This window comes from Flavobacterium sp. 9AF (assembly GCF_902506265.1).
Taxonomy (GTDB): Bacteria; Bacteroidota; Bacteroidia; order Flavobacteriales; family Flavobacteriaceae; genus Flavobacterium.
The window spans coordinates 1,714,884-1,730,857 of sequence record NZ_LR733556.1; the positions used below are offsets into that span (position 1 = coordinate 1,714,884).

Annotated in this window: 12 protein-coding genes; 6 read left to right on the forward strand and 6 right to left on the reverse strand. The window is 31.5% G+C overall.

The features are described 5' to 3' along the window. Positions 1-102: 102 nt before the first annotated feature. Both odhB and HALO113_RS07955 read right to left on the reverse strand, forming a co-directional pair. Positions 103-1,323 carry a 2-oxoglutarate dehydrogenase complex dihydrolipoyllysine-residue succinyltransferase gene (odhB, locus tag HALO113_RS07950; RefSeq protein ID WP_159778517.1) on the reverse strand — a complete coding sequence of 407 codons (1,221 nt, stop codon included), beginning with the start codon at positions 1,321-1,323 and terminating at the stop codon, positions 103-105. Positions 1,324-1,387: 64 nt separating this feature from the next. Further along, positions 1,388-4,159 carry a 2-oxoglutarate dehydrogenase E1 component gene (locus HALO113_RS07955; RefSeq protein ID WP_159778518.1) on the reverse strand — a complete coding sequence of 924 codons (2,772 nt, stop codon included), beginning with the start codon at positions 4,157-4,159 and terminating at the stop codon, positions 1,388-1,390. A gap of 113 nt (positions 4,160-4,272) precedes the next feature. Between HALO113_RS07955 and HALO113_RS07960 the strand changes: the two genes are divergently transcribed. Next, a complete protein-coding gene (locus tag HALO113_RS07960; RefSeq protein WP_159778519.1) occupies positions 4,273-4,818 on the forward strand; it encodes a hypothetical protein in 546 nt (181 codons plus the stop codon). Here the strand turns inward: HALO113_RS07960 and HALO113_RS07965 are convergent. Together HALO113_RS07965 and HALO113_RS07970 are read right to left on the reverse strand one after the other, a co-directional pair. Beyond that, positions 4,815-5,168 carry a hypothetical protein gene (locus HALO113_RS07965; protein ID WP_159778520.1) on the reverse strand — a complete coding sequence of 118 codons (354 nt, stop codon included), beginning with the start codon at positions 5,166-5,168 and terminating at the stop codon, positions 4,815-4,817. The two genes, HALO113_RS07960 and HALO113_RS07965, sit on opposite strands and share 4 nt — an antisense overlap. Further along, complete coding sequence (locus tag HALO113_RS07970; protein WP_159778521.1) at positions 5,161-6,135, reverse strand: polyprenyl synthetase family protein; 975 nt, start codon at positions 6,133-6,135, stop codon at positions 5,161-5,163. Before HALO113_RS07970 ends, HALO113_RS07965 begins: the two co-directional genes overlap by 8 nt. A gap of 195 nt (positions 6,136-6,330) precedes the next feature. On the opposite strand from HALO113_RS07970, the gene HALO113_RS07975 reads away from it, so the two are divergent. The 4 genes from HALO113_RS07975 to HALO113_RS07990 are packed head-to-tail and all read left to right on the forward strand — an operon-like array spanning position 6,331 to position 12,942. Next, entirely contained in the window at positions 6,331-6,930 is a 600-nt protein-coding gene (locus HALO113_RS07975; RefSeq protein WP_159778522.1) for a TetR/AcrR family transcriptional regulator, read from the forward strand. A 2-nt stretch (positions 6,931-6,932) separates the two neighbouring features. Further along, entirely contained in the window at positions 6,933-8,270 is a 1,338-nt protein-coding gene (locus HALO113_RS07980; protein ID WP_159778523.1) for a TolC family protein, read from the forward strand. Between the two features lie 14 nt (positions 8,271-8,284). Then, positions 8,285-9,448 (forward strand): efflux RND transporter periplasmic adaptor subunit, encoded by a 1,164-nt coding sequence (locus HALO113_RS07985; RefSeq protein ID WP_159778524.1) that lies wholly within the window; start codon positions 8,285-8,287, stop codon positions 9,446-9,448. Between the two features lie 5 nt (positions 9,449-9,453). Beyond that, entirely contained in the window at positions 9,454-12,942 is a 3,489-nt protein-coding gene (locus HALO113_RS07990) for an efflux RND transporter permease subunit (protein ID WP_159778525.1), read from the forward strand. A 71-nt stretch (positions 12,943-13,013) separates the two neighbouring features. On the opposite strand, the gene HALO113_RS07995 is transcribed toward HALO113_RS07990, so the two are convergent. Further along, entirely contained in the window at positions 13,014-14,066 is a 1,053-nt protein-coding gene (locus HALO113_RS07995; RefSeq protein ID WP_159778526.1) for a ferredoxin--NADP reductase, read from the reverse strand. A gap of 113 nt (positions 14,067-14,179) precedes the next feature. Between HALO113_RS07995 and HALO113_RS08000 the strand changes: the two genes are divergently transcribed. After that, a complete protein-coding gene (locus tag HALO113_RS08000) occupies positions 14,180-14,725 on the forward strand; it encodes a DUF5687 family protein (protein ID WP_159778527.1) in 546 nt (181 codons plus the stop codon). 75 nt (positions 14,726-14,800) lie between these two features. Here the strand turns inward: HALO113_RS08000 and dinB are convergent, their stop codons facing one another. Continuing rightward, the gene (gene dinB / locus HALO113_RS08005) at positions 14,801-15,913 is read right to left on the reverse strand and encodes a DNA polymerase IV (RefSeq protein WP_159778528.1); all 1,113 of its coding nucleotides are present in this window, start codon (positions 15,911-15,913) and stop codon (positions 14,801-14,803) included. Between the last annotated feature and the right edge of the window lie 61 nt (positions 15,914-15,974).

The following is a 15,974-nucleotide window of genomic DNA, read 5'->3' on the forward strand; positions in this document are numbered from 1 at the left end:
ATTTATACTTCAAAGCAAAACCCCCAAATGCTATGAATTTGGGGGTTTTGCTTTTATCTAAAAACTTCTCGACTTTGTTCGAAGTGACGCTATAATTCTCAATTATAATTCCAAAGCTTTCTTAGGATTGTTATCCATTAATAATTCTACTGGATTTTCCAAAGCTTCTTTAACAGCTACTAAGAAACCAACTGACTCACGTCCGTCGATAATTCTATGATCGTAAGATAAAGCCACATACATAACAGGAGCAATTACTATTTGACCGTTTTTAACGATAGCTCTTTCCACTACATTGTGCATACCTAAAATTCCAGATTGAGGAGGATTAATAATAGGAGTAGACAACATACTTCCAAAAACACCACCATTAGAAATTGTGAAAGTTCCTCCTGTCATTTCGTCTACAGTTATTTGTCCATCGCGAGCTCTTAAAGCCAAACGTTTGATTTCCGCTTCAACACCTCTGAAAGACAATAATTCTGCATTACGCATTACAGGAACCATTAATCCTTTTGGTCCAGAAACGGCTACCGAAATATCACAGAAATCGTAAGCCACTTTGTAATCTCCATCAATCATAGAGTTAACATCTGGGTACAATTGTAATGCACGAGTTACTGCTTTTGTAAAGAAAGACATGAATCCTAAACCAACATTATGCTTGTTTTTGAATTCGTCTTTATATTGGTTACGTAAGTCGTAAATCGCAGTCATGTCTACTTCGTTGAAAGTAGTTAACATAGCTGTTTCATTCTTAGCAGATACTAAACGTTCCGCTACTTTACGACGTAACATGGATAATTTCGTTTTCTCAGAACCTCTATTTCCTCCAGTAGGTGTTCCCATTGAAGGCACTGCATTCTTAGCATCTTCAGTAGTGATACGTCCACCTTTACCAGTTCCTACTATAGCTGATGGCTCAATACTTTTCTCTTCTAATATTTTTCTAGCTGCTGGAGAAGGTGTTCCAGAAGCATATGTTTTTTGTGTTTCAGCAGGAGCTTTTGGTGCTTCTTCCTTTTTAACTTCTGTTTTTACTTCTTCTTTTGGAGCTGTTGTACCATTATTATCTGATGGTTTTGCTGCACTGGTGTCGATTAAACATACTACTGCACCAACAGCAACCGCATCACCTTCTTCTGCTTTTAAAGTAATAATACCACTTGCTTCCGCTGGTAATTCTAAAGTAGCTTTATCTGAATCTACTTCAGCAATAGCTTGATCTTTTTCAACATAATCGCCATCTTGTACTAACCAAGTTGCAATTTCTACTTCTTTAATTGACTCTCCCGGTGATGGGACTTTCATTTCTAAAATCATATTCTTTTAGTTTAAAAGTTGACCCTATTGTTGCATTTGTTATAGGGCTGACATTTGAATTTTTTTATTGAACTATTGTTTTATCGAAAACCATTTCTATAGCTTTTTTCTGGCGTTTTTTAGAACGCTCATAACTTCCTGCAGCAGGAGCACTATAGGCTTTTGGTGATGCTAATCTTAATTTTACTAAATCGAAATTCATTAACATATAGCTGTAAGCTCCCATGTTTTTAGGCTCTTCTTGAGCCCAAACATAGTCTTCTGCATTTGGATAGCTAGCAATGATTGCTTTAATTTGATCGATAGCTAATGGGAATAATTGCTCTAAACGCACTACAGCCACATCATTTCTTTCCAATTCTTTTCTTTTAGCAATAATATCGTAGTACACTTTACCCGTACAAAGCACTAGTGTTTTTATTGCTTTTTTATCTGTAACATTTGGATCATCTAAAATTTCTTGGAATTGTCCGTTTGCTAATTCTTCGGCAGTAGAAACCGCTAATTCATGTCGCAATAAACTCTTTGGTGTAAAAACAATTAAAGGTTTACGGAATTTACTTTTCATTTGTCTTCTCAACAGGTGGAAAAAGTTAGCTGGTGTGGTACAATCTGCGATATACATATTGTGTTTGGCACACATTTGTAAATAACGTTCCATACGAGCCGAAGAGTGTTCTGCACCTTGGTTTTCATAACCATGAGGCAATAACATTACTAATCCGTTTTGATTGTTCCATTTGTCTTCACCTGCAGAGATATATTGGTCAATCATAATTTGCGCTCCATTGGAAAAATCTCCAAATTGTGCTTCCCATATGGTTAACGTATTTGGTGAAGCTAAAGCATATCCATATTCAAAACCGACAACTCCATATTCGGAAAGTAAAGAATTATAAATATAAAAATTCCCTTTTTTATCTTTGATATCGTTTAATAAAACTACTTCTTCTTCTGAGTCCTCGACTTTAATTACGGCATGTCTATGAGAGAAGGTTCCTCTTTCCACATCCTGACCCGAAATACGCACATCATAACCTTCTTGTAATAAAGTACCATACGCTAATAACTCACCCATTGCCCAATCTAAACTATCTTTTTCGAAATACATATCATTTCTATCACTGATAATTTTGGTAATCTTATTGATGAATTTCTTATCAGAAGGCAATTCACATATGGTTTTTGCTATTGCTGTTAATTTTTCTTTACTAAACGAAGTATCTTGTTTTTCAAGCATCCCTGTATCGGAAACTTGTTCAAATCCAGTCCATTCATTTTGCATGAATGGAGTAATCACTGTTAAATCTTTTTTACGTGATTCTTCTAAGTTCTCATCTAATTTTGCTTTGTATTTTTCTTCTAATTCTTTTACATAATTAGCATCGATAATCCCTTCTTTTTTCAATTTCTCTGCATAAAGATCTCTTGGATTCTTATGTTTAGAAATGGCCTTATATAAAATAGGTTGTGTAAATTTTGGCTCATCACCTTCATTATGACCATATTTTCTATATCCTAAAAGGTCGATAAATACATCGGTACCAAATTCCATTCTATAATCCAAAGCAAATAACATCGCGTGCACTACCGCTTCTGCATCATCAGCATTTACGTGTAAAACCGGTGATAAAGTTACTTTAGCCACATCGGTACAATAGGTAGAAGAACGCGCGTCTAAATAATTTGTCGTAAAACCAACTTGATTGTTGATTACTAAGTGAATGGTTCCTCCGGTTTTGTAACCATCCAATTTTGCCATTTGAATAATTTCATACACTATCCCTTGTCCAGCAACAGCTGCATCACCATGCAAAGCAATTGGCAATACTTTAGAAGGATTATTTGGATAATTTCTATCTTGTTTCGCGCGGGCAATCCCTTCAATAACTGCACCAACAGTTTCTAAATGTGAGGGATTAGGAGCTAAATTTAAATTGATTTTTTTACCCGAATTTGTTTCTCTGTCTGATGTAAGTCCTAAATGGTATTTTACATCACCATCAAAGTACATATCATCATCATAATCTTTTCCATCAAATTCAGAGAAAATGTTTTGTGTATTCTTTCCAAAGATATTGGCTAAAACATTCAAACGTCCTCTGTGTGCCATTCCCATCACAAATTGCTCTACTCCTTTTTCAGCGGCCGCTTCAATTAAAGCATCTAAAGCGGGTATAGCCGACTCACATCCTTCTAGCGAAAAACGTTTCTGACCAACATATTTTGAATGTAAAAACGTTTCAAAAGAAATGGCTTCATTTAATTTACCTAAAATATTTTTCTTTTGTTCGGCAGAAAAATTAGGTTGGTTATCATTAATATCCAATCTGTTTTTAATCCAATCTTGTACTTTAGGATCACGGATATACATATATTCCACTCCAATGGAAGAACAATAAACACTTTCTAGATGTTTGATAATATCAGCCAAAGTACTGGGTGGCATATTGACCATTTTAGCTGCATCAAAAACCGTATTTAAATCGGATTGAGATAATCCAAAATTTTCGATAGCTAAATTAGGCGAATATGTTCTTCTTTCTCTAACTGGATTTGTTTTTGTAAACAAATGCCCACGAGTTCTGTACCCTTCAATTAACTTAAGAACATTAAACTCCTTAAGTATCTTTTCAGCATTGTCATTTACAGTTGTAGTTCCGTTTGCCATGGCTGACAATTGCTCCACTGGACTTGCAAATTCGTTTGCAAAATCGAAACCTTGGAAAAAACTTCTCCAACTCGGTTCAACAGTATCTGGGTTTTGTAAATATTGATCGTATAAATCTGCGAAAAATGCTGTATGAGCAGCATTTAAAAAGGAAAACCTATCCATATATCTAGTCTAATGACGATTTGGTTAAAAATATTATGCAAAAGTAAAACATTTGATATAATCTTTTAAAGAAAATTGTACTTTTATAACATAATTTTTTTAGAAATGGTCTTATGAAAAAGAAAAAGCTATTTTTTTTAACATTTTGTTTGATTTTCACCTTTTTAATCACATTTTGTACTAGTATATATGCACAAGAAAATAATTTTGGAAAATCGAAAAGTTTATTTTGGGAAAAAGTACAATTTGGTGGTGGTTTAGGACTTGGTTTTGGGAATAATTATACGAATATAACAGTAGCTCCAAGTGGTATTTATAATTTTAATGACTATTTTTCAGCCGGACTTGGATTACAGTATAGTTATGTAAAACAAAAAAACTTTTATCAATCGAATATTTATGGTGGAAGTATAATTGGTTTATTTAATCCAATCGAACAAATCCAATTGTCTGCCGAATTAGAACAGTTAAGAGTAAATACTACTTATGATGAATATTATGGTAATTTTTCAGATAACTTTTGGAATACGGCTTTATTTCTAGGTATTGGATATAGAACCGAAAACATAACTCTAGGCGTTCGCTACAATATTTTATATAAAGAAAATCAAGGTGTTTATGCCGATGCTTTTATGCCATTTGTAAGAGTTTATTTTTAATTGAATTTATTTCTAAACCACACTTTTTGCCACTCTCTTTTTAACACTAAAAAAGTAACTTGCTCTGCTAATCCCACTAAATCTGAACCGTCTAATTTTTTAATTTCGCTTTCAGAAACATCAATAATATAAAGCAAGTTTAGATATTCAGCAAATTTGTATTGAATCAATCGATAAATTTTTTCGTGTACCAATTCTTTAAACCGAAAAGGAAAAATATCTAAAGGAATATCGATAGGTTCGTTTGCTAAAGCAAAATCTTTGTTTGTTTGCTCAATCAACTTAAAATACAAATGATTTTCTTCAGATTGATTAATCAAATCATCGATAGTTATAGGTGCTTTATACATTTCTATTCATTAATTTTTCTCCAAAAACTTTCAAAATTTCTTTTTTATCTTCGGAAATAGCCATTTTTGCTAATGTTGCAAAAGCTTTTAAAGTATATTGTCTTATTGCTTCTTGTGTTGCTTGAGAAGCACCTGAGCTCTCAAATATATCTTTAACTGATGCAATCTTATTTGTATTATCTGTAGGTTGAATAGAAAATAAATGTAATAATTGTTCTTTATCATCTCTAGTACTAAATTCTAAAGCTTTCAAAAACAAATATGTCTTCTTATTTTCAATAATATCGCCACCCACTTGTTTACCAAAAGTTTCTGGATTACCAAAAGCATCTAAATAATCATCTTGTAATTGAAAGGCAATGCCTAAATTTAATCCAAAATCATAAATCAATTCTGCATTTTCATTAGAAGTTTCTGCAACAATGGCTCCCATTTTCATGGCTGCACCCACAAGCACAGCTGTTTTATACTCAATCATTTTAAGATATTCCTCAATAGTAACATTATCTCTGATCTCAAAATCCACATCATATTGTTGTCCTTCACACACTTCCAATGCTGTTTTACTAAACAGTTTAGCTAATTGTTGAAAAATTACGGGTTCATAACTTTCAAAAAATTGATAAGCTAAAATTAACATGGCATCTCCTGATAAAATTCCTGTATTAATATTCCATTTTTCATGCACCGTTTGATTACCTCTTCTTAGGGGAGCATCATCCATAATATCATCATGAATAAGAGAAAAATTGTGAAAAACTTCCACTGCAGTGGCTGCCGGAATAGCCTTTTCATAAGAAGCATTAAAAATTTCTGCAGCCATTAAAGTTAAAACAGGTCGCATTCTTTTTCCTCCTAAAGAAAGAATATAGTCTATAGGCTCATACAAGTTTTTTGGGTCTTTGCTTGTCTTTAAGTTAGCAAAATGTTTGCTTATAACTTCTTGATATTGGCTAATGGTATGCATAGTAATTTAAAAATAATTGCCACGCAAAAATAGGTTTTTTATTTTGACCACCGAAGGGAAAATTAGTTCAATATCATACTTATTAAAAGAATGTTAAATTTATGTAAAAACTTTGGAAACTTTTTTTGTATTAAAAGTTTCCATTCTATATTTGCATCGAATTTTAATTTAAATCTAAATGAATATATAACAATTATGAAAGACCAAATTTTAGAAAAAGCAACCGAAATGTTCTTGACACTTGGCTTTAAAAGCGTAACTATGGACGATATTGCTTCTGAAATGGGAATTTCTAAAAAAACAATTTATCAACATTTTTCAAACAAAGACAGTCTAATTAAAGCTACTACTACTAATTTATTTGAACGGATATCATGTGGAATTGATGAAATTATTTTAGCAAATAAAAACCCCATTGAAGAACTTTTTGCCATCAAAGATTTTGTAATCCAAAATTTAAAAGATGAGAACACTTCTCCTATTTATCAATTACAAAAATATTACCCAAGAATCCACAAGTCGTTAACTATTAAACAATTTGACAAAATGGGAAGTTGTGTGGTTGAAAATTTAGAAAAAGGCATCATATTAGGACTTTTTAGGAGCGAAATTAACAAAGAATTAATTAGCCGTTTCTATTTTGCTGGAATGACCAGTATAAAAGATGCGGAAATATTTGATCCAAAAAAATTTAGTGCTAGAGAAATTCAATTAGCCTATTTAGAATACCATTTAAGAGGTATTTGTACACCAAAAGGAATCGATTTATTAAATAAACTACTAATCAATAATTAAAAATGAAACATAAAATTGTAATACTTTTATTACTTTTTACGGGTTTTGTAATGGCACAAGAAAGCCAAGAAAACTATACTTTTTCATTAGAAGAAGCCATAGCGCACGCATTACAAAACAACTATAAAGCAATAAACGCGTCAAGAAGTATTGAAGCCGCAAAAAAGAAAAAATGGGAAACAACAACTATTGGTTTACCTCAACTAAATGCTAATGTAAACTATCAAAACAATTTTGTCTTACAAAAATCAGTAGTTCCAGCTGAATTTTTTGGAGGAAACCCTGGTGAATTTCAAGAAGTTGAATTTGGGACAAAACACAATATGACTGCTAGCGCTACACTTAGTCAATTAATCTTTGACGGTTCGTATCTAGTTGGATTACAGTCAGCAAAAGTTTATTTACAAATTTCTGAAAATGCTAAAGAGAAAACAGATTTAGAAATTCGTGAAGTAGTAACAAATGCTTACGGTAATGTTCTATTAGCAAATGAAAGTGTTAAGGTCTTAGAAAACAATAAAAAAATACTAGATCAAACTTTATTTGAAACACAAGAAACTTATAAAAATGGTTTAGTGGAAGAAGAAAACGTTGAACAATTACAAATTACACAAAGCCAAATTAACAGCTCACTTTCTAATGCCAAAAGACGTTCCGAGATTGCCTTAAACATGCTAAAATTAGTACTAGGGATAGAAATTGAAAAATCGTTAACTTTAAAAGATAATTTGGATCAATTAGCTAATAACAATGTCAATTTAGCAATTTTAAGTTCAGAATTTAATGTACAACAAAATATCGATTACAAAATTGGATTAAACAATCAGGAATCAAATCGTTTGTTGTTAAAATTGGAAAAAAGTAAAGCTCTACCAAGCCTAGCGGCAAATTTTAATTTTGGTTACAATACTTTTGGCAATGAATTTACTATGTTTAATAGTGATCAAAAATGGTTTAATTACTCATATCTAGGAGTAGGTTTAAACATTCCTATCTTTAGTAGTCTAGGAAGAAGCGCTAGAACTCAGCAAGCTAAAATTGCATACGAACAATCAAAAACACAATTAAAAGAAACTGAACAAACTTTGCTTTTATCTTATCAAACTGCAAAAAATGATTATGAATACAGTATAGAACAATATAATGTATCCAAAGAAAATCTTCGATTAGCAGAACGCATAGAGAACAAACAAGGTGTTAAATTTAAAGAAGGTTTGTCTAGTAGTTTTGAATATACTGAAGCACAAAGACAATTATATTCTGCTCAACAAACTTATTTACAATCTATGATAGATGTAATCAATAAAAAAACAGCTTTAGATAAAATAACTAACCAATAATAATATTTCTTAAAATGAAAAAAATATATTTAACTATATTAAGTTCTTTGATACTACTTTCATGTGGTGGTGAAAAAAAGAATTCAACTGAAGCAGTAATTGCTAAAGGAGATTTAAAAGAATTAAGAGCCAAAAGAAGCGAATTAGTAACTCAATCTGATGCTTTATTAGAAGAATTAGCAAAAATTGATGAGGCTATTGGTAAGTTAGACGATAATGAAAAACAGACTTTAATTACCACAATAACAGCTAAAGACACTGTTTTTAATCATTATTTAGAATTACAAGCTACTGTACAAACAAAACAGAATTTAGTATTAAATGCTGAATATGGCGGAATTTTACAACAAGTATATGTTAAAGAAGGACAAAAAGTTTCTAAAGGGCAAACTTTAGCTAAAATTGATGATGGTGGCTTAGGATCTCAATTAGCACAAATGGAAACTCAAACTGCTTTAGCTAAAACAACTTTTGAAAGACAGCAAAATCTTTGGAATCAAAAAATTGGATCTGAGATTCAATATTTACAAGCAAAAACAAATTATGAAGCGCAACTTAAAGCGGTTTCACAAATGAAAGCTCAAATTGCTAAAACAATAGTTAGAGCTCCTTATTCTGGAACTATAGACGATATCATTTCAGAAAAAGGTAGTGTGGTAGGTCCTGGAACACCTATTTTAAGAATTGTCAATTTAGGGGATATGTATTTAGAAGCAGAAGTACCTGAAAAAAATATTGCTTCAGTTAAAAAAGGTACCGATGTTATTGTTGATTTCCCTGTTTTAGGAGAGAAAATAAATGCAAAAATTACTCAAGCTAGTAATTATATTAATCCTGACAATCGTTCTTTTAATATTCAAATTGCCATTCCAAATAAAAATGGACAAATAAAGCCTAATCTTACTTCAAAAATTCAAATTAAAGATTACACCAATCCTAAAACGACAATTGTACCTATAAGTATTATTTCGGAAAATGCTGAAGGGGAACAATATCTTTATGTTGCTGAAAACGCAACAAATGACGGAAAAGCAATAGCTAAAAAAGTAATCATTAAAACTGGTTTAACTCAAGGAAACTTTGCAGAAATAATTGACGGTATTAAAGACGGAGACTTAATTATTAGTGAAGGGGCTCGTAGCGTAAAAGACGGACAAAAAGTTTCCATAATAAAATAAATAAAATGAGTACTCAAAATACAGATAAAGAATTCAAACTATCGTCGTGGGCCATCGAAAACAAGATGACCATATATGTATCGATGATAATGTTCTTAATTTTAGGTTTATCAGCATATTATAGTATGCCAAGAGAAGATTTCCCAGAAATTAAAGAAACAAAAATATATATAAGTACAGTTTATCCTGGAAACACAGCTGAAGATATAGAACGACTAATTATCGATCCATTAGAAGACGAAATTAGAAACGTAAGTAACGTAGTAAAAGTTTTATCCACTTCTCAAGAAGATTATGGAATCATTACCGTAGAGTTTGACGAAAAAATTACAGTTGAAGCTGCTAAACAAAAGGTTAAAGATAAAATCGACACCAAAATTGGTGGTGAAGATTGGCCTACTTTTAATGGTGCAAAAGTAGAACCTAATGTATTTGACTTAAACCTATCGGAAGAAGTTCCTATCATGAATATTAATATTCAAGGGGATTATCCTGTTGATAAATTAAAAGTTTTTGGTGAATATCTTGAAGATGAAATTGAAGCGCTTGATGAAATAAAACAAGTAGATATTCGTGGTGCTCAAGAAAAAGAAGTAGAAGTAGCTGTAGATATTTATAAAATGATGGCATCTAAAGTAAGTTTTGATGATGTTATCAATGCTATTAGAAATGGAAACGTAACCATGTCTGCTGGTAATTTAGTTGCCAATGGACAAAGGAGAACGATAAGAATTTTAGGTGAAGTAAATAATCCTGATGATTTAGAACATTTTGTTGTTAAAACTCAAGGTGGAGCCGTTTATCTAAAAGATATAGCAAAAGTTACTTTTAAAGATGTGGATAAAACTACTTATGCAAGAGAGTTTGGAAAAAGTGTCGTAATGCTTGACGTAAAAAAACGGGCAGGAAAAAATATGATTAATGCTGCTGAACAAATTAGAAAAATTGTGAAAGAAGCAGAAGAAAATTATTTCCCAAAAGACTTAAAAATTACTATTGCTAACGATCAATCTTCAAGAACATTAAATCAAGTAGATGATTTAGTAAATAATATCATTTTTGGTATTATCCTAGTAGTAGGTGTTTTAATGTTTTTCTTAGGCTTTAGAAATGCCTTATTTGTAGGTTTTGCTATACCTATGTCTATGTTTATGTCATTCATGATTCTTAATGCAATGGGATACACCATGAATACGATGATTCTCTTTGGGTTAATCATGGGATTAGGAATGCTAGTAGATAATGGGATAGTGGTTGTTGAAAACGTCTATCGTTTAATGGAAGATGAAGGCATGAACAGAATTGATGCTGCAAAACAAGGAATTGGTGAGATTGCATGGCCAATTATCATTTCAACAGCAACAACTGTAGCTGCTTTCGTACCTCTTGGAATGTGGCCTGGTGTAATGGGTGAATTTATGATCTATTTCCCTATTACCTTATCTGTTGTATTAGGATCTTCCCTATTTGTAGCTATATTTTTCAATTCGGTAATGGTATCTCAATTTATGGATATCAATGAAAAGATATTATCTAAAAAAGCTTTAATCCGTTTGAGTCTTATTTTAGGTGGTTTTGGTGCACTTATTTTAGTAGCTGGTGGTGAAATGCGTGCTTTAGGATCAGTTATGATTTTTACTGCCATTATGTTTTGGTTGTACAAATATGTTATTAAAGGATGGACTGTTTCTTTTCAAAATAGAATTCTAACAAAATGGGAAAACTGGTATGAAAGCGGATTAAAATTCTTTTTATCTGGTAAAAGACCTTATTTTACCGTTGTAGGAATGCTATTAATGTTCTTTGTTATTTTAGGATTATACTTTGGATGGAGTGTAGGAAGTGGTCGTACAAAAGTGGAATTTTTTCCAGATAATACACCAAATCAAATTATAGTTTATATAGAATATCCTCAAGGAACAGATATTGCTAAGACAAATGAAATTACAAATTCCATAGAAAAAAGAGTTTATGCAGTTTTAAATGACAAATCGATAATTAATCCTGATGATAAATCTAATTATCTTGTTGAAAGTGCTGTTTCTCAAGTAGGTGAAGGAGCTGGAAACCCTCAAACGGATGGTGGTTCTAATGCTGAGATGCCTCACAAAGGAAAAATAACCGTTTCCATGAGAGAATATAAATTTAGAAATGGATTAGATTCAGAAGACCTTCGTAGAAAAGTTCAAGAATCTTTAAAAGATATTTATCCTGGTGTTACTATTTCTGTAGAAAAAGATGCTGTTGGTCCTCCTGCAGGGTATCCAATTAATATTGAAATCAAAGGTAAAGATTACAATGAGTTAATTGTTACTGCCGAAAAGATGAAAGATTTCTTAAACACAAAGAATATTCCTGGAGTAGAAGAATTAAAAGTAGACGTCAACAAAGACAAACCTGCCATGAGGGTTGTTGTTGATAGAGAAAAAGCAGGTGAAATGGGTGTCTCAGCTGGTCAAGTGGGTAATCAATTGCGTCGTTCAATTTTTGGTGAAAAAGCAGGTATTTATAAAAAAGACGGTGAAGATTATGACATTTATGTTCGCTTTAATGAAGACAACAGGTATAACAAAAGTGCTATTTTTAACCAAAACATCACTTTCAGAGACATGGCTAGTGGTCAAATCAAGGAAATTCCTGTTTCTACTGTTGCTACACAAAAAAACACCTCTTCGTTTAGTGCTATCAAACACAAACATTATGAAAGAGTGGTTGTTTTATATTCTGCCTTAGCTCCTGGATTTACAGACGCGAATGCAGTAGTAAAACAAATCAAAGCTGAAATGGGAACCTTTAAAAATATGCCTAAAGCAATCGATGTTGATTACACAGGGCAATTAGAAGAACAAGAAAAACAAATGAAATTCTTAATGGGTGCTTTAGTTACTGGTTTGTTCTTAATCTTTTTAATTTTAATTTTCCAATTTAACTCCGTTTCAAGACCAGGTATCATCATGGTAGCTGTATTTCTAAGTTTTATTGGTGTATTCTTAGGCTTAATGGTAACAGGATGGCCATTTGTTATTATGATGACCATGATGGGAATTATCTCTTTAGCGGGAATTGTGGTAAATAATGGAGTGGTATTGCTCGATTATACGGATTTATTGATTACAAGAAGAAGAGAAGAATTAGGTTTATCTAAAGACGAACAATTACAAAAAGAGGATATATTCAATGCAATTGTAACAGGTGGTAAAGCACGTTTACGCCCTGTATTGTTAACTGCAATTACCACAGTATTAGGTTTAATTCCTCTTGCTATAGGTTTTAATATCGATTTCTTTGGTTTGTTTGCAACAGGTAATCCTCATATTTACATGGGTGGTGATAACGTAATTTTCTGGGGACCTTTAGCATGGACTGTAATTTTTGGTTTAATCTTTGCTACTTTCCTTACTTTAATAGTAGTTCCCGTTTTATTCTATTTAGTAAACCTTTTTAAAATTTGGTTGCGCAATAGAAACAATAAAAAAGAACTTATTACTGAATAATAATTTTAATTTAAACAAGAAAGCTCCGAATTAACGGAGCTTTTTTTATTTTATAAAAAATTTATATAATACTATACGTCATCAAAATCTACAAAAATTGAATCTGTTGTGGGTACAGCTTGACAAGATAAAACTAGGCCATCAGCAATTTCACCATCAGTTAGAATGGCATTTTTCTTCATTACAGCATTTCCTTCTTTCACCCTACAAATACAACTGCTACATACGCCACCTTGACAAGAATAAGGAGCGTCTATACCTTGTTTTAAAACCGCTTCTAAAATGGTTTGTTTCTGACTCATTTCAAATTCTGTTTCTTCATCATCTACTAGAACCTTAATCTTAGTATGTCCTTCTAATGTTGAAATACCTGAATTCTCATTGGTAGTTGTAGTGAATAATTCAAATTTAATGTCTTTCTCTGAAATATTATTTTCTTTTAAAACATTGGAAACCAAATTAATCATTTCTTCTGGCCCACATAAATAATATTTATCAAAATCTTTCTCACTGTGTTTGTTTTTAATTATATAATTCACAGCCGATTTATCAATTCTTCCAAACAATTCTCCATCAACATTAATTTTACTATATACATAATGTACAAAAAAACGACCTACATATTGTAAATGCAATTCTTGAAGCTGGTTGTGAAAAATAGTCTCTTCCACATTTTTATTACCATAAACCAAAACAAATGTGCTTTTTGGCTCACTTTCTAATACCGATTTTATAATTGACATTATTGGCGTAATTCCACTTCCTGCAGCAAATGCAATATAATTTTTTTGTCTATCTGCTTGCGGTTCTAAAACGAATTTCCCTTCTGGTAACCCTACTTCAATCACATTACCTTCTTTCAGGCTTTCATTGGCAAACTTTGAAAAAAAACCCGCTTTTACAGCTTTTACAGCTACTCTCAATTCACCACTTTTTGGAGAAGAACAAATAGAATAAGCTCTTCTAACTTCTTGTCCGTCTAAGGTTAATTTCAACGTAACATATTGCCCTGCAACAAAATGATAAAAGGTCTTTAATTCTTCGGGTACATTAAATAATATTGACACTGCTGAAGCTGTTTCTCTTCTTATTTCTTTTACAACTAATTTATAGAATGTTGACATTTATTTATTTTTTTACAAAAGTAAGAAACAAAAACGGCTAACTAAGAGATAATTTTAAAAAAACGTAACATTTTAATAGTACTTGCTACCAATTAATAACCAACAAAAAAATTATGATAAAACAATTTCTTCAATTAGAATGGAAGGCATTTACTAGATCTTCTTCATTCTCCTCCAATCTCGTCTTAAAGATTTTTATGATTATTGGAGCTATTTATTTTATTAGTTTATTTACAGGTTTAGGAATTGGTTGTTATTTTATTCTTAAAAAAACGGGTTTGGATCCTTTCTTAACAGTGAATAAATTAATTATCTATTATTTGGTACTTGATTTAATTATTCGGTTTTTTTTTCAAAAAATGCCAACCTTAACCATTCGACCATTATTAACTCAAAATATTAAGAAAAATAATATTGTTCATTTTACATTAGGAAAAACAAGTATTTCATTTTTTAATTTCATTCATTGGTTTTTCTTTATTCCATTTTCAATTACATTGTATAAAAATGGTTTTTCAGCAGAAATATTTTTTTGGTGTATTAGTAGTTCATTTTCACTTAGTGCATCATCTTGTACACATGAATTAAAAGTCATTAAACCTATTAGAGCAAAACAGAAGATGATATACTTTATTTTTTGTCTCATAAATGTATTCTAAAGTTAATAGTATTTCTTTTATAAACGTAAAAATAGCAATATTCGTACAAAATGCAGGCTAATAAATCTACTTTTCTTATTCTTTAAACTCAAACCGCAATTGTATAGATATGCTTTTTTGTACGGGTTCGTCTATTTTTTTGGGTTCTTGGTTATTTAAATTATGTAAGGATAAACCCAAAAGACGAACAGAATTTTTTAATCGCTCTTGGTACAACAACTCTTTTGCAATATCAATTAACAAATTTTTATCTGAAATATAGTAGGGTAGTGTTTTACTTCTAGTTTGAAGAGAAAAATCGGAATATTTTAATTTTAGAGTAATGGTTTTACCAGCAATTTTACTTTTTTGCAAGCGTTTTTCTAGTTCGTTCGCTATACTGATTATTTTTTCTTCTAAAAACACTTCTGAAGAGAGGTTTTCAAAAAAAGTACGTTCTGCTCCTACCGATTTAATCGTTCGATTAGGCTTCACTTGACTGTTATGAATGCCTCTACAAATTTGATAATAATAGAGTCCGCTATTACTAAAATGTTTTTCTAGAAATTCCAATGGTTTTTGTTTCAAATCAAAGCCCGTAAAAATGCCTAATTGGTACATTTTTTCTGCTGTTACTTTTCCAATACCATAGAATTTTTTGATGTCTAGTTTTTCTAAAAAAGCTTCCACTTCGTTCGGATTGACCGTTTTTTGTCCGTTGGGTTTGTTGTAATCAGAAGCTACTTTAGCGACAAATTTATTGATGGAAATACCCGCAGAAGCAGTAAGTCCTACTTCTTCAAAAATGCGCTTTCTAATTTCCTGAGCGATTAAAGAAGCACTGGGATTGTTTTTTTTGTTTATGGTAACATCTAAATAGGCTTCATCTAAAGATAGCGGTTCTACCAAATCAGTATATTCAAAAAATATTTTTCTAATTTTTCTGGATATTTCTTTGTAGCGATCAAATCTAGGCTTCACAAAAATTAAATCAGGGCAATTGCGTTTGGCTTGTACACCACTCATGGCGCTACGTACTCCAAATTTACGTGCTTCATAGCTGGCTGCACTTACTACCCCACGCACTTCACTTCCACCAACAGCTAGAGGTTTTCCTTTCAAATCGGGATTATCCATTTGTTCCACAGAAGCATAAAAGGCATCCATGTCTATATGAATAATTTTTCGATATTGAATGGTTTCTTCCATACTACAAATTTAAAATATATTTTGGTTCCTTAACCGAATTTCAAGAATACGATTGCTCTTA

Excerpts from the sequence above, each read along its gene's own strand:
- odhB (WP_159778517.1), bottom strand. The coding sequence starts at position 1,323 with ATGATTTTAGAAATGAAAGTCCCATCACCGGGAGAGTCAATTAAAGAA.
- HALO113_RS07955 (WP_159778518.1), bottom strand. The coding sequence starts at position 4,159 with ATGGATAGGTTTTCCTTTTTAAATGCTGCTCATACAGCATTTTTCGCA.
- HALO113_RS07960 (WP_159778519.1), top strand. The coding sequence starts at position 4,273 with ATGAAAAAGAAAAAGCTATTTTTTTTAACATTTTGTTTGATTTTCACC.
- HALO113_RS07965 (WP_159778520.1), bottom strand. The coding sequence starts at position 5,168 with ATGTATAAAGCACCTATAACTATCGATGATTTGATTAATCAATCTGAA.
- HALO113_RS07970 (WP_159778521.1), bottom strand. The coding sequence starts at position 6,135 with ATGCATACCATTAGCCAATATCAAGAAGTTATAAGCAAACATTTTGCT.
- HALO113_RS07975 (WP_159778522.1), top strand. The coding sequence starts at position 6,331 with ATGAAAGACCAAATTTTAGAAAAAGCAACCGAAATGTTCTTGACACTT.
- HALO113_RS07980 (WP_159778523.1), top strand. The coding sequence starts at position 6,933 with ATGAAACATAAAATTGTAATACTTTTATTACTTTTTACGGGTTTTGTA.
- HALO113_RS07985 (WP_159778524.1), top strand. The coding sequence starts at position 8,285 with ATGAAAAAAATATATTTAACTATATTAAGTTCTTTGATACTACTTTCA.
- HALO113_RS07990 (WP_159778525.1), top strand. The coding sequence starts at position 9,454 with ATGAGTACTCAAAATACAGATAAAGAATTCAAACTATCGTCGTGGGCC.
- HALO113_RS07995 (WP_159778526.1), bottom strand. The coding sequence starts at position 14,066 with ATGTCAACATTCTATAAATTAGTTGTAAAAGAAATAAGAAGAGAAACA.
- HALO113_RS08000 (WP_159778527.1), top strand. The coding sequence starts at position 14,180 with ATGATAAAACAATTTCTTCAATTAGAATGGAAGGCATTTACTAGATCT.
- dinB (WP_159778528.1), bottom strand. The coding sequence starts at position 15,913 with ATGGAAGAAACCATTCAATATCGAAAAATTATTCATATAGACATGGAT.